This window comes from Providencia sp. PROV156 (assembly GCF_028480905.1).
Classification (GTDB): domain Bacteria; phylum Pseudomonadota; class Gammaproteobacteria; order Enterobacterales; family Enterobacteriaceae; genus Providencia; species Providencia hangzhouensis.
Map to the genome: position 1 here is coordinate 75,416 of NZ_JAMPPE010000010.1, position 15,528 is coordinate 90,943.

7 protein-coding genes are annotated in these 15,528 nt (G+C 42.6%); 6 read left to right on the top strand and 1 reads right to left on the bottom strand.

The features are described from left to right. Positions 1–39: 39 nt before the first annotated feature. The gene (gene uvrA / locus PSF31_RS09410; RefSeq protein ID WP_004260897.1) at positions 40–2,874 is read right to left on the bottom strand and encodes an excinuclease ABC subunit UvrA; all 2,835 of its coding nucleotides are present in this window, start codon (positions 2,872–2,874) and stop codon (positions 40–42) included. A 608-nt stretch (positions 2,875–3,482) separates the two neighbouring features. Between uvrA and PSF31_RS09415 the strand changes: the two genes are divergently transcribed. From PSF31_RS09415 to PSF31_RS09440, 6 genes are all read left to right on the top strand, one after another. Further along, positions 3,483–4,004, top strand: a complete 522-nt coding sequence (locus PSF31_RS09415; RefSeq protein ID WP_096864666.1) for a single-stranded DNA-binding protein — start codon at positions 3,483–3,485, stop codon at positions 4,002–4,004. Positions 4,005–4,223: 219 nt separating this feature from the next. After that, entirely contained in the window at positions 4,224–5,396 is a 1,173-nt protein-coding gene (locus PSF31_RS09420) for a tyrosine-type recombinase/integrase (protein ID WP_032471330.1), read from the top strand. A gap of 5 nt (positions 5,397–5,401) precedes the next feature. Further along, complete coding sequence (locus tag PSF31_RS09425) at positions 5,402–6,985, top strand: tyrosine-type recombinase/integrase (RefSeq protein ID WP_002024923.1); 1,584 nt, start codon at positions 5,402–5,404, stop codon at positions 6,983–6,985. Continuing rightward, positions 6,978–8,987: an integrase gene (locus PSF31_RS09430; RefSeq protein WP_096865191.1), complete on the top strand. Its 2,010-nt coding sequence runs from the start codon at positions 6,978–6,980 to the stop codon at positions 8,985–8,987. Before PSF31_RS09425 ends, PSF31_RS09430 begins: the two co-directional genes overlap by 8 nt. Beyond that, on the top strand, positions 8,980–9,456 hold the full coding sequence (locus PSF31_RS09435; RefSeq protein WP_032471333.1) for a hypothetical protein: 477 nt from the start codon (positions 8,980–8,982) through the stop codon (positions 9,454–9,456). The genes PSF31_RS09430 and PSF31_RS09435 overlap by 8 nt, the downstream gene beginning before the upstream one ends. Positions 9,457–9,529: 73 nt before the next feature. Then, positions 9,530–15,298, top strand: a complete 5,769-nt coding sequence (locus PSF31_RS09440) for an ATP-binding protein (protein ID WP_164561230.1) — start codon at positions 9,530–9,532, stop codon at positions 15,296–15,298. Positions 15,299–15,528 lie beyond the last annotated feature (230 nt).

A 15,528-nucleotide genomic window follows, 5' to 3' on the forward strand; every position in this document is an offset into this window, starting at 1 on the left:
CTGATAATCTTCTTACTTATTTTTTAATGGCCTTTCTACTTAGTAGCCGCGTTCTAAAATCGTTTTTAAGAACCGTGCGGTGTGAGATTTTTCACACTCAGCCACTTCTTCTGGTGTGCCTGCAATTAAGATTTCACCGCCGCCACTACCCCCTTCAGGGCCTAAATCGACAATCCAGTCCGCTGTCTTAATGACATCAAGGTTGTGCTCAATCACCACAATGGTGTTTCCTTGGTCACGAAGCTGATGTAAAACGACTAAGAGCTGTTGAATATCAGCAAAGTGCAGGCCAGTTGTTGGTTCATCCAAAATATAGATAGTTTGCCCTGTACCGCGTTTAGATAACTCTTTAGCTAATTTCACACGCTGTGCTTCACCACCAGAGAGCGTCGTCGCTGATTGACCGAGGCGGATATAGGATAAACCAACGTCCATCAGCGTTTGTAACTTGCGGGCAAGGGCAGGTACGGCATCAAAAAATTCACGAGACTCTTCGATGGTCATATCCAGCACTTCATGGATATTTTTACCTTTATATTTAATTTCTAGCGTTTCGCGGTTATAGCGTTTGCCTTTACATTGGTCACAAGGGACATACACATCAGGCAAGAAGTGCATTTCAACCTTAATAACCCCATCACCTTGGCAAGCTTCACAACGACCGCCTTTAACGTTAAAGCTAAAACGCCCTGGGTTATAACCACGAGTCCGAGACTCAGGCACACCGGCAAATAGTTCACGCACAGGTGTAAACACACCAGTATAGGTGGCAGGGTTCGAACGTGGTGTACGGCCTATTGGGCTCTGGTCAATATCAATGACTTTGTCAAAGTGCTCTAAACCTTCTACATCTAAATAAGGGGCAGGGGTGATGGTTGTCGCCCCATTTAATTGGCGTTGAGCAATAGGGAATAGCGTATCGTTTATCAGTGTTGATTTACCTGAACCAGACACGCCAGTGATGCAGGTAAATAACCCAACAGGGACTTTTAACGTCACATTTTTCAGGTTATTACCCTTTGCCCCAAACACCGTCAGCATTTTATCTTTATTAATTGGAACGCGTTTCTGTGGGATATCAATTCTGCGCTCACCACTTAAAAATTTACCAGTGAGTGAATCAGGGTTTGCGACAATATCTTCCAGTGTTCCTTGGGCAACAATTTGCCCACCATGCACCCCAGCACCCGGGCCGATATCAATCACATGGTCTGCGGCGCGGATCGCGTCTTCGTCATGTTCAACGACGATCACGGTATTTCCTAGATCACGCAGGTGGATCAAGGTTTCAAGTAAGCGGTCATTATCACGTTGGTGTAAGCCAATTGAAGGTTCATCAAGGACATACATCACTCCCACTAAACCAGCACCAATTTGGCTTGCTAAACGAATGCGTTGTGCTTCGCCACCAGACAAGGTGTCAGCAGAGCGTGAAAGTGTCAGATAATTAAGCCCAACATTGACGAGAAATTTCAGGCGATCGCCAATTTCTTTTAAAACTTTTTCTGCGATTTGAGCGCGCTGGCCTGTGAGTTTTAGATTTTGGAAAAACTCCATTGCGTGGCCAATGCTGTAATCTGCGATTTCAGGCAATGTCGTATTTTCAACAAATACAAAGCGCGCCTCTTTACGTAAGCGCGTCCCATGGCAAGAGACACATGGACGGTTGCTGATATATTTCGCTAATTCTTCACGGACAGCCGTTGATTCTGTTTCTTTATAACGGCGTTCCATATTATTGAGCACGCCTTCAAAAGGGTGCCGGCGCACAGTGATGTCGCCACGGTCATTACGGTATTTAAACTCAATCGTTTCTTTGCCTGAACCATATAAAATAATTTTTTGAATGGCAGGACTCAGAGTGTCATAAGGCGCTTCCACATCAAATTTATAATGCTCAGCTAATGACATCAGCATTTGGAAATAGTAAAAATTACGGCGATCCCAACCCCGAATTGCACCACCTGCTAGTGAGATTTCAGTATTTTGAATGACTCTTTCGGGATCAAAAAACTGCTGAACACCTAAGCCATCACAGCTTGGACAGGCCCCTGCAGGGTTGTTAAAAGAAAATAGGCGAGGTTCAAGTTCCACCATACTGTAGCCGCAAACAGAGCAGGCAAAATTGGCAGAAAAAACCAGTTCTTCTGCATTCGCATCATCCATATCCGCGACAATTGCGGTACCGCCAGAGAGTTCTAGTGCGGTTTCAAAGGATTCGGCTAAACGCTGAGCAATATCATCACGAATTTTAAAACGATCGACAATGACTTCAATCGTATGTTTTTTCTGTAATTCGAGCTTTGGTGGATCGGATAGATCGCAAACTTCCCCATCAATTCGGGCACGGATATAGCCTTGGCTGGCTAAGTTATCGAGTAACTTAACGTGCTCCCCTTTACGTTCTTTAACGACAGGAGCAAGTAGCATCATTCGGCGATCGGTGGGTTGAGCCAGAACATTATCGACCATCTGGCTAACAGTTTGAGCCGCAAGCGGTATGTCGTGATCAGGGCAGCGAGGTTCACCAACACGTGCAAATAATAGCCGCAGATAGTCATGAATTTCTGTGATGGTTCCGACCGTCGAACGTGGGTTATGTGAAGTGGATTTTTGTTCAATCGAAATTGCAGGGGATAACCCTTCAATATGATCGACATCCGGTTTCTCCATTAAAGAAAGAAACTGGCGAGCATAAGCAGATAAAGATTCAACATAACGGCGCTGACCCTCTGCATACAGGGTATCAAAAGCTAAAGATGATTTCCCTGAACCAGATAACCCAGTAATAACAATGAGTTTGTCGCGAGGGATGATGAGATTGATGTTTTTCAGATTATGCGTGCGTGCGCCGCGGACTTCGATATTATCCATTTACCACTTCCCGGATGATTTGATATTGAACAATCGCAAGAGACTATTATCACATATTTATGGCTGAATGGATATACAGTATTTCCTATTCGTCATATTTCAAACGGTGGCGTTGTTGGCTGCTCTCAGCTACGCAGGTCACATACTTTTGTATGCTCCCCGCGATATCTTCGCTTGCCGCCTAGCCACAGCTTGAACTATTTAGAATAGGTTCTGCTCATCATATTTCAAACCGTGGTGTTGTTGGCTGCTCTCAGTTACGCAGGTCACATACTTTTGTATGCTCCCCGCGATACCTTCGCTTGCCGCCTAGCCACAGCTTGAACTATTTAGAGTAAGATTTTAATGGTGAAACAGAAAAACAGAAAAACAGAAAAACAGAAAAACAGAAAAACAGAAAAACAGCGATCTGAATTTATCGAAAAGATAGATGCGGTGTGTATTATTTTGTGTCTATACTGACAAAAGCACTATGGAATTTCACTAAAAGCTGGAAAGCGTTTCGCAAATTAACAAGCTTAATTTCAAATATTGGTGCAAATCAGCTCTGTCGTGGTAAACTTCACGGCTAATCCAGAGATTAAAATTCAATGCATCAGGAGTAATAAATGGCCAGCAGAGGCGTAAATAAAGTAATTCTTATCGGTAACCTAGGACAAGATCCAGAAATCCGTTATATGCCTAACGGCGGAGCTGTGGCAAACCTGACTCTGGCAACTTCTGAAAGTTGGCGTGACAAGCAAACCGGTGAGATGCGTGAAAAAACCGAATGGCACCGCGTGGTTATTTTCGGCAAATTAGCGGAAGTGGCGGGTGAATATCTGAAAAAAGGTTCACAAGTCTATATAGAAGGTTCTTTGCAAACACGTAAATGGCAAGATCAAAGTGGTCAAGACCGTTACACGACAGAAGTTGTTGTGAATATCGGTGGCTCAATGCAAATGCTAGGTGGCCGTGGCGGTGATGCACCATCACAAGGTCAAGGCGGCCAAGGCGGTTGGGGCCAACCTCAACAGCCTCAAGCAGCACAACAATTTAGTGGTGGCGGAGCTCCAGCCGCACGCTCATCAGCACCTGCTCCACAAACTAATGAACCACCAATGGATTTCGATGACGATATTCCGTTCTGAATGACATAAAGTGATTACTGTTAAATATTTCTTAAATTAGTCTAATTAACTAATTGGTTTTAAAGAATAAAAATGAAAAATTAAGCCCTTTGAGTGTGTAAACATTTGAAGGGCTTTTTCGTTTTATGTGACTTTGTGTTTTTATAAAATCGTATAACTTTAAAAGTTGTAAAGATAAAATTTTGTAGCTACTCTTATTTTGTCAATAAGGGTGGTGCAATGAAAATAGAGCTAGTCACACACGAAACGGGCGAACAGATACCAATGATGCTGGATGATTCTGGTATGCCAGTTGTCTTACCTAATGAGTTTATTCTTGCCAGACGCTCCCTCAGTACAAATACATTGGTTCGGAATTTGAGAGAGCTATCAGTGCTCTATCGCTGGCTGGATAAATCGAATTATGACCTATCTGCGAAATTGCTGGCTCAGAACTCATTCAACGAAGCAGAATTAAAAGGTGGCTTGGTCGAAGCGTTAAGAATTGATCAGGCCAATGGACGTATAAATTTAGTAGCGCCTAATACCTTTAATCAACGGTTAACGACTATTAGACAATTTATCAGTTGGTGTATGGACGTATTGATAAGCCAGTTGCCTTTGTCTTCCCTAGACTATGAACGTTTGAGAGAGCGAAAGTCATTCTTTCTAAAAATGTTGGAAGGCAGCTTTATGTCTGCCACACCAATGAAGAAAAGCCTTCGTAAGGGGCTAAATGAGGTAGAGGTTGACTTCCTGCTTGCCGTGTTGCATCCCGATGCTAAGCAAGGATTTGGACGAGATCCTGCTGTAAAGTTTAGAAACTATGTGTCTGTAGGGTTAATGTTGTTTTGTGGTCTAAGGCCAGGTGAACTGCTTAGCCTTAGGGTAGAAGATGTTCAAGTTGGTGCGATTTCGGCGATAAAGATTGAGCGTAGACCAGCAGACCCACTGGATGTGAGGCGGCCGAGGCCTCAAATAAAGCGTAATGGTAGACTTATTCCGATTGAGAGTCGGCAGTTTGCTTTTACATTAAATGAGTACATTATTACTTGGCGTGAAGTGCTTGAAAGCAAAAGTAACCATGAATCAGACTATTTAATCTTGAGTGATGAGGGGGCGCCCTTGTCACAATCCTCAATTACACAGTTTTTTCAGTTATTGCGAACGCAATATGTTGACCGTCTTCCTGAAAACTTAACGGCCAAGTCTCTTAGGCACACATTCTCATCCCGGCTTGAGAGGGTTCTTAGAGCTTCAGGAATGGATGAGCAGCGCAGACGAGAAGCGCTGGCCTTTCTGCGTGGCGATAGTAGTTTAGATTCACAAGATATTTATATTGCCCAAGAAGTGGAGGAGCAGGCGGTTAAGTCATTGAGGCGTTATCAGGCAGATATGATGTCCGAGAGGTAGCCAAAGTGAGTACGAACTTATCGAAAACACAATCTGTAGATCAGTCTTGGTCTGAGATGCAGATCTTGGTTACTCGAGAGGGGAAAACAATTGATATATCAGGCGATCAATGGTTGCTCCCCATAGTGATTCGTGGCCACTCAACACTCGATTTTGGCAAAGTCTCAAATTTACAGCTGAGAAATGCGTTGAAGCACTATGTGTCTGACCAAGTTAGGCGTACTTCAACATCCGCTGGATACAAAGTTTTTCGTGATGTATGGAGGCTCGTTCTTAGGGATTGGGGGAAAGATAATCAACCGGAAAGTGCTAAAGATCATCTTATTGATTTATTTGAAAACTCTATCAACATTCAGCGCACTCGGCACAAGCTTTGGACAATGTATATGCCAATTCGGTGGTATATCTGGTGTTCTGACAACATTTCAGATAGTACATTTTCAGATGCCTATGCCGCTGAACTTGAAGCAATGGTTATACCTGGAGGTCCAAAGGGTGAGGCCGTTAGGATGTCCGACCCCGATATGGGGCCATTACATAAATCCTTAGAGCTCCCTCTTTTGATTGCTGCGCTAAAAGAGGACAAGAGCCTAGAGTTTGAGCATCTCCAGCAAAAGGCTGTTATGGCTTTGTCACTAGCTTTCGGCCGAAACCCCGCAAACCTGACATACCTAAGGGAAGGTGATCTCGTTAAGCTTGATCCATCGAACGAAGACCCCTGTTATATCATTCGGATGCCGCGTATTAAGAAGAGATTTGTTAATCCTCGCGATGACCTGATGGATGAATATTTAGATCCCCATTTCGGAAGAATTCTAGAAAATCTTGTCGAGAAAAATAACTTAGTGCCTCTTAGCTTTAAAGGTAAAGACTTCTCTACCCCAGAGAATCGACCTCTTCTAATAAAAACAAGCGGTAACCGCGTTGCCATGCATTCTCTAGATTTAGAGCATATTTTCAATATGACGAGCGGGGATATATCTCGTTTAATTACAGCCTTTACAAAACGTCATAACATAATTTCCCCTCTTACTGGTGAATTAATGTATGTCACACCAAGGAGGTTACGATACACCTTGGCAACAGGCCTGGCGACAGAGGGTATCAGCAAGCGTGAGCTAGCCAGGATATTAGATCATACGGATACCCAGCATGTGGGGGTATATTTTGATGTTGCGGGAGCAGTTGTTGAGCATCTCGACAAGTCGATGGCAAAAGGATTCTCGAAGTACCTCAATTTCTTCAAAGGTAAGCTTATTGATAATGATGAAGACGCTATCAATGGTGAGCGAGATGACAAGCACCTGACGTTTGTCGATGAGCAAAATCCAGATGATCAGTCTGATATTGGTGTGTGTGGGGAGTCTAGTGTCTGCCACCTTGATCCTCCTTATTCATGTTATTTGTGCCCTAAATTTCAGCCTTATCGTCATGCTGATCATGAGCATGTTTTGGAGTGTCTTCTGGTCGATCGTGAAGAGCGTTTAAAAAAGTACGAGAATGCACGATTGGGCATACAGCTTGATGAGGTAATCGCTGCGGTCGCACAGGTGGCACAGCTTTGTGAAGAAGGAGGTAGCAATGTCTGATGGTCGCTCAAATCGTAAGGCCAAGGTTATTCCCTTCATTGATCGTCTTGAGCGCGATAGAAAGGCAAATACCCAGGCTTTGGTCGATAAAGCTAAGCTAATGAAGCTGGAAGGGTTTGAGTCGGTTTTTTGGGGTAATCCTGTGTGGCAAGTGAATGCTGGCCGCCTAGTCAAGCTTACGGGTAAAAACGCCAAAACTGCGTCGTTTGCTTTTACGCTTCCCCCTAAACTTGGCTCAGAACCTCTACGTCATGACTGGGAGGAGGTTGCCAAGGCATTACTGATTCTTCGATTCCACAGAAAACATCAATCAACACCCAATCAGCGTAACTTCATTACCGCTGTTGGGTATATCTCATTTGCAGCTAACCAACTGGGGCAGGAACTGACCAAACTCACGCCAGAAGCGCTAGACGATGCGTGTGGATTAATTTCAAAACACTACAGTGACACCACTGCCTACAACCTTCACAAGCATGTTGCAGAGTTCGCTGCACACTGTGATGCTAATGGTTTGTGCAGGGTGCTGTTACAGTATAAATATTCGAAGATGGTACGCCCAGTGAATACAGGAGGTCTGAATCATAAAAGGCTGGATGATCCTGAAGTTCTGGAGACCAAATCCGAGAAGCTTGTTGCTCCTGCCGTGTTTCGGGTTATCGGTGAGCTCTATTTGACGGTTCCAAAAGAACATAAATACAGATTGTATGTCCTGATATTGACTCTGCTTGCTTGTACTGGCCGCCGCTTTAGTGAGATTTCATTACTTCCGCTTCAAGAAGTTACGTTAGACCAAGACCAAAAAGCCTTCATAGAATATTTCCCTCGAAAGGCTAGTCTCGGTGATCTATTTACACCTAAAAGAAAACTCTACTTGCCATCAGAGGTCGTAACAATAGTTAAAGATGTACTTGATGAGGTACGCGCGGCAACAGATTCGGTGAGAATTACCGCACAGGAAATGCATCGTTCTAGCGGCCCCGATATTCGTTTTTTGAATAAAATTCCAGAGAAAAGAAAGTTATACATTGATGACCTGTTAAAAATGGGGATAAGCAGCAATACCATTTGTTCTACTGGATGGATTCGAAAGATTGGTCTTGTTTGGCAGGACCATGAGCGAGTGACCAAGCAAGGGAAAAAGCCAAATAACCCTATTTGCTACACAAATAAGGACGCTGTCAAAGCGTATTGTTTTAGAGACTTTTCTGAAAAACTACTACGAGCATTCCATATTGATCAATTTGGTAAAGAATACTATCTGAAAGATCTTTTATTTATTCGCTCATTGGGACTTTCTACTGGAAGCTATGCTCACTGGTTAGCTACAAGCTGTAGCCAGTCTATGTTCACCACATTTCTCCGTTATTTCCCTGATCTTGCTGCTGAATACGCTTCCAATAGTATCGAAGTAGATTTTACCAGTCACCACTTCCGCCACACGCTCAATACTTTACTTGATGAAGGTGGGTTAAGTGATCTTCTGCAAACCGAATGGTTTGGGCGAACCAATCCCAGGGACACCAAAGCCTATCAGCATACATCCCGCGAAAAACGTGCATTGATGCTCCGCGAAGATATCAAAAAAGGCTTGGTCGGTGGTCTATTGGCTGAGCAACTAAAAGTAGTTCCGGTAGAAGTACAGGATGCCATTCTTAAAGCACGCATTCAGGCTGTGCATGATGTCGGGACTGGTATCTGCGTCCACAACTTTTCTCAAACACCCTGCGAGCGCCATTTACAATGTTCGGCAGATTGTAAAGACTACGTGTGGGTCAAGGATGACAAGGGTAGGCTGGACGAGCAGAAGCGCCAATATGCCCTTACCGCATTGGCCCGAAAAAATGCAGAGAAACAGTTAAGTAGTAACAAGCCCAAAAAGAGCGCTGATTGGTTAGCTCATAACGATAAAAAACTCAAAACGCTGGCTGTGCAACTTGCTGATAACGGGGTGGAGCACTTTGATCCCGAACAATATTTAAACGAGGTAGAGCATGGTTAAGCGCTTCAGGCGCATGTCCGATAGTGACATCAATACAATCGTAGCTGATTTGGATCGCTGGGCACTTGGCGAGCTTGGAGCAAAACTCACCTGGGCTGTTCTAGAAGAACGTTTTGGCTTTAGTCGTCAGTCACTCCAAGCCAAATCTGAAATTAAAGCCGCTTATGACAATGCCAAACAAGCATTGTCGGGTGGCCTCGTGAAAACCAAAGCGCAGGCAACGAAAGAGGCGGAAGAGCTTCAGGTAGAGGTGGATCGCCTCAAAGCGGAACTAGAAGCCTACAAGAGAAAAGAAGCTCAATGGTTACGCCGCTGGCAGCAAATCGCCTTTCATGTGCGGCAAAAAGGCATACAGATGGCTAGCGTTGATCAAACTCCGCCAAAAGGGGGGGATCTTCCTTCAAATACTGAGGTAGCTCGAATATTACGTCCTTTCGACAAAAAAATGCCGCCTTCGGGAAGAACATAATGTTAACTGTTGATGAGGTTTACTTTTGGAGTGGAAAGGATGATTTATTGAATAAGGAGTGTTTTCGAGTCTTATGAAAGTTAAAAATTCTGCGATTATCTATACGGGATATGATTATCAAACGCTGCAGGGAGTTAAACTGCTTGCGGAATGGCTTCATAGCCCTACTCAGTATGCCAGGGTAGCATTTGAAGCCGACACAGATAGCAATGAAACACCTGAAGGTATAGATGATGTTGTTTGTGAACGACCAAATGGCATTAAAGATTTTTGGCAAGTTAAATTTACCCCTTCTCCTGAGAAGGATGAAAACTGCCTTACGTGGGATTGGTTGTTAAAAATCTCAGGTAAAACAGCTAGATCTCGTTCCATTCTTAAAAAGCTCTACAATGCCATTAATGCTGTGCCAGCTGAAAAGCTTGGGGATGTTGTTCTATTGACCAATAAGCGGCCGGACAGATCTATGGAATCCTGCCTGCGTGGTTCTAAAATAGACTTTAATCAGGTTGATGATGACTCACAACAAGAGATCATCCGACAATTAGGAAGCCACGAAGCCGCTATATTTCTTTTTTCGAAGTTGACCGTCCAACATAGTGATGGAGACTACCTTACGATAAAGCGTAGTGTTCGAGCTGGGCTTTTGAAGTTTTCCGACGATACAGGCGTTGAGCGGCTTGTCGCAAGAGCACGTGAATGGGCAATGTTTCAGAATAATCCTCCAGAAAATGGTTGGATTTATCTTCATCATGTTAGAGAAGTTTTATCGCCAAAAAGACCGGAGCCCATACCTGAAATATTCTCAGTACCTGAGGATTATTGCCTCCCTGATTCAGATTTTCACAATGATCTACTTGCTCGAATTAGCCGTTCAAAAGGCGAAGTCATTACGTTAACGGGCAAGCCTGGTGTTGGAAAAAGTACGTATCTATCGTTTCTATGTCAAGAATTGGAAGATCAGGAAATTCCGCTATTACGTCATCACTATTTTTTATCGTTGGTCGATACAACTGAAGACAGACTAAGCCCAAGAATCGTTGCTGAATCCCTGCTACATCAAATCAATAGCTTTCACAAAGAAGCCAATGCAAGAACATCCCATCCTGAAAACCTGCGTGATGCGCTGGTAACCTGCGCAAGTTATTACAAACACAAGGGGAAACCCTTTGTAGTATTAATTGATGGGCTGGATCATGTGTGGCGAGACAATGCCAAAAATAAAAAGCCATTGGACGAAACCTTCAGACAATTGCTACCTACAACAGAAAACTTAGTGGTACTTGTTGGAACGCAGCCAGTTGACGATGAATTACTCCCTCACACATTGCTTACTCATTCACCTAAGAATGAGTGGCACTGGTTGCCTGAAATGTCTGGAAATTCGATATACGAGTATTTAAAACTTCATATTGAATCTGGTCGATTATTCTTAAACTGTCATGAGGATCATGTGGATGAAGAAATTCAGAAAAGTGCCGGCGCGTTATTAGAAGCTACAAATGGCTATCCTCTGCATGTGATCTATTCCTCTGAGTATCTGTCTCATCATGGATTAGCACTTTCTTCCTGGCAGATTGAGAAGCTTCCTCCATGCTCCGATGGCAATATTACTACTTACTATTCCGAGCTTTGGCGTAACTTAAATTATAGACAAAAGGATGTCCTTCACCTGTGCAGTGGTTTTCAGTTTGCGTGGCCGAGACAGGCAATTGGTACTGTTGTAAAAGATAATCACGAATATGCACCGAGTGTAGATGCAGTTGCACACATGCTGTCAGAAGGAGTTTGCGGCGTAAGGCCTTTCCATGAAAGTCTAGTGGTATTTGTGCGAAATCAGGAGGAGCATCAGGAGCGAATAAACGCATTACTGCCATGTGTCTGCGAATGGTTGAGTTTGAGCGCCCCAATACATCTCAAAGATAATTGGCTTTGGTCGAGTTTGGCTCGGGGGGGCGACTCTTCGGAGTTACGACAGGGTGTTACTCGAGACTGGGTACTTGATAAGCTTATTACTGGAATGCCGGTGAAATCATGCATTCGACTATTATCTGAGGCAGAAACTTATGCATTTCAGAATCTTGAGTATGCAGAGGCATATCGGCACAGAGCACTAAAAACTAGGCTTATCAACGGTCCTGAGTTTCAGACATGGGATTCCACTAACCTGGAAACGTTCTCTCTAATAATCGCTGACCAGCCGTCTCTGAATGAAATAATCTCTGGACAAAACGAGTATTCACCAACCAAATTATCAATATTGGCAAATGCATTATGGTATAGAGGGGCTGTTGATCAAGCAGAGCTATTATCGCAGAAGGCTATTGATCGATATCGGGCTAGAACCAAACTTTTGTCTTCACGACACTCTCAGGATAACGAAGCTGAAGCTGCTATATTGATAAAAGCAGGAGTATTAACTGACAGCCTTAACTACGATTTGATTTTTGAAGAAGGAAAATTCTCTAATTGGCCCGATGGATATGTGGCTAGTTTTAGGCGTGCATGCCGTACAAAAAAAGATCTGGGTCTGCTCTTCAGGGCTTGGCAATGTTTACCCCGTAATTCAAATCATATCGGTCAAATCGAACTCGATGCAATTAGATTAAGCATTATAGAGGGTGCGGATATTGCTCGTAGGCCAGAATATAGCGCTTTTTCCTCACAGATGTTATCTCAGTTTTTAGATATATTCTCTAAGAAAAAATTTGCCAGTATTAAGACTCACCATTTTGATGGCCCGTCGGCAACGGTCTTCAAAGTTGAAAAGACTGACGGTTATCATAGCTGGTTTTTTTCTTCACTTTGTATCAGGTTAAGTGCGGAAGGCGACTTCTCTTGGTTACCAGTTAGTGCAACATCAGATCGAACGGATGTGTCAGATCATTATGAATTTCTTAATGAGTTTTCAGATTGGATCGCAAATGAACTTTTAGCAGGGAACACATTAAACTTTGATGTAGTTTGTACGATGTTTCCGTCGGGGCCAATATTAGATGATGTTCATTGGGAGACACGAAGAGCTGATATAGCTCTAAAGCGCGATTGGATTGAAATTGCGGCCGATTGTCACCTGATAACAACCAAATCTGAAGTTTCGCGTGATGAGTTAAAGCAAATCATTGACTCTGGTGTGTTCAGAGTTGACTGGCTGCGGTCATGGTATAAGGAGGTAGGTCTCAAACTGTTAGACGATGATGCAGTTGCACTGCTCATTGAACTCGAAGAGGATCGACAGTTAAATGAGCTAGAAGAAACAATTGAGAATTCTAATGCTTACCTTGAACTCGCTCAAATAGCATTCCAACACGATAATCTAGCCCTTTTTGAAAGGTGTTTGAGAAAAACATGGGATTTTGTGCTCGGTTACGGGCATCACAAAGATCCTACCATATTTGATGTTTTGACAGCTGTGGAATATCTTTCTGAAGCTGATCCTGATTCTGCGCTGGAAATATTAGAGCGTATATCATCGATCGTTTTCAATATATCCAAGTTTACCGACGGAGATGAAACTAGGCACTCTAAGCACTCTATATCTTCGTTGTTAGCAAGATTAAACCCACAAACAGCTGCTTCAGTTTATGAGCAGGAGCTCAGTGATGGCGAGTGGTATTATGCTGAAGAGACAATTTTAAGATTGCTTGAAAGGTGTGACCTTTCTTCGCCCATAACTAAACATTTATATCTGACAGGGTTGCACTCGAGCTGTTACCAAATTCTTAGAGCAAAGATTGAACAAGGAAATCCACAGGCCATTCATATCAGTGATGAAATAGAGAGCTTACTTGGTATTAAAGTTCAAAACATGACTGAAGATAAGCGTTCATCAACTGATGAGCTTGATGAAAAAATTTCGTTGCAGCCATCGGATTATCCGCCTGACAAGTTTGAAGAGTTGACTGCGGCACTCAAGGGAAAATTCAGTACTGGTGAATTTTGGAAGACCTGGTACAAATATTGGTGTACTCAAGGTAAGGAACCTGATTTATTAAAACTGCTCATTCCACAGGCGCATAGTTTTATTGATCGTTTTGATGAAAAGCGATATTTGTTAGATCTTCTTTTTTTTAGTGCGAGAGGACTAGAAGGTAAAACGAAAGCCTTTGATCTTTTGGTTGCGGCTCACAAGGCAATGGGAGGGTGGTCTGATTGGTATGAGAGTTCAGAAAATAGTCTCAATCGACTTAAGATTGTTGCAGAACAATACCCTAAAAAAATCGACGAATTTATTAAATTAACAACATCACAACCGAATAATTGGAATGATAGGTTTGGCAAATTAATTATTCCGAATGATAAGTTAGTTTTTTTGCTTTCTCATGGTGGTAGGAAAGATGAGGCACTTAAGCTTACGTTAGATATGGTTACAAGTTTAGAAGAGAGCGTCCGCAATCTTCAACTTGCAAAGCCGGCTTGGGATTGGCGTCGCGATGACTCTCTCGAAGAAGCGATGCTCAAAACTTTAGTTTCAAGGCTTAAGTTGCCTATACCTTCTGTAAAACTATGGGTGATAGAACAGCTTTCACGACTTTTAATAGCTCAACATCCAAGAGTTGAAGAATTATTAAAGGAAGACTTAGCAAGTAGGAAGCAAGAGTCTGAGTGCGTAGAAGTATTGTGTGTATTTTTTATTGCGAAGTGTAAGGGGTATATTTGCCCAAATAATCTCGGAAACTACATAAAAGCAAGGTCCGTACTGTCAGATATAATATTATCTGAATTGCTACCTACCTCAGTTGAACGCGGACAGTATGCTTATCCATTTGCTCCTTTTATTATTTTGGATCATGACAATACCAGATTCGAGTATTATCAGGGAAGTCATGTTCCTCGTGTTTACTATTCTTGGCTGAAAAAAGAAACAAAAAGAACCAGTTTACCTTTAATAGAGCACTACCAAACTGAGTGGAACAATACATTCAAGTATCAACCATCAAAAGCAACAACCATTGATTACTTTTTTAGCGCTGATAGACAACGGTCTACTGGGCAATTCTATACACAAGCAAGTCATCGAGGTCGTTCCGCATATCTGAGAACAATAGACCTAGCCAAAGAATTTTACGGAATGCCTGATTCTTATGCGGAATATCTTTCCATACCAGCACTCCCCATCGAGCCTGCATATATGGAGCTTCGTCCTCAAAAACCAAAATGGTTACCGGTTTGGAATAATCATAATTCCCCAAATGAAGCTAATTTGATCAACTATGTTAAAGAGGGGTTATCTAATTTCAAACAGATAGATGACACTAATGACCTTTTAGCATTTTCATTACCTATAAGAATTGACGGCAATAATTGGGTTGATCTGACGGTTGTAAAGGTGACTACAGAAATTGATCTTACGCCTGATATACAGGTAAGAGAGCGCTCCGGTTGCTTGGCTGTTGGTGATCTTTTGAATAATGAGCTGTCTTATGAATTTGATAATAGTCAGATGTCCGCAGTTCCTACAATGGCTGTCACTACGTTTCCGTTTATGAGGTATGGACATTGGCACTCCGATCTTGAATCACGAGGGTTCTACATTCCAAAATGTAACATTGATGGTAAAAAAATTGTTGGTTCATCTTCCGATGGTTTGTTTAGTTACTTTGTCCATGAATCTCAAGTTGGTTTTTCATCTTTCTGGTATAACGATTGGCAACCTATTCATCCCAAAGGAATTCGTTCATTTTGTGGCTCTTATACCGTAGTAAACAAGGAAAGAATCGAAGAATGGCATAGCTCAAGTGAAACAGAACGTAAGAGTTGTTATTTATGTAAGGCGATTCTGCTTACAGCTGAAGATAACTTTAGGGAGTTTAATGAACAAGAGATTGAGTTTTTTATATGTTGATTTATATAACTCATATTGCACTGCTATATTGGCAAAGTTGTCGAAGCCTTGGCCGAGGTCATGTGATACTCAGATCTATATACTTTGTCGGATTTAGGAAGCAACACCAGCTTGACTGAAGCTTAAGCAGAGAAGCATTAACTTTCACATGTGAAAGTTATAGAGTAACAACTTAAGTCTCTGGTGTGAGCTAGTAAATATGATCCGCATGACGGATGGTCAGAGAGACG

Bases quoted from the DNA above. Each gene is read 5' to 3' on its own strand.
- uvrA (WP_004260897.1), bottom strand. From the start codon at position 2,874: ATGGATAATATCGAAGTCCGCGGCGCACGCACGCATAATCTGAAAAAC.
- PSF31_RS09415 (WP_096864666.1), top strand. From the start codon at position 3,483: ATGGCCAGCAGAGGCGTAAATAAAGTAATTCTTATCGGTAACCTAGGA.
- PSF31_RS09420 (WP_032471330.1), top strand. From the start codon at position 4,224: ATGAAAATAGAGCTAGTCACACACGAAACGGGCGAACAGATACCAATG.
- PSF31_RS09430 (WP_096865191.1), top strand. From the start codon at position 6,978: ATGTCTGATGGTCGCTCAAATCGTAAGGCCAAGGTTATTCCCTTCATT.
- PSF31_RS09435 (WP_032471333.1), top strand. From the start codon at position 8,980: ATGGTTAAGCGCTTCAGGCGCATGTCCGATAGTGACATCAATACAATC.
- PSF31_RS09440 (WP_164561230.1), top strand. From the start codon at position 9,530: ATGAAAGTTAAAAATTCTGCGATTATCTATACGGGATATGATTATCAA.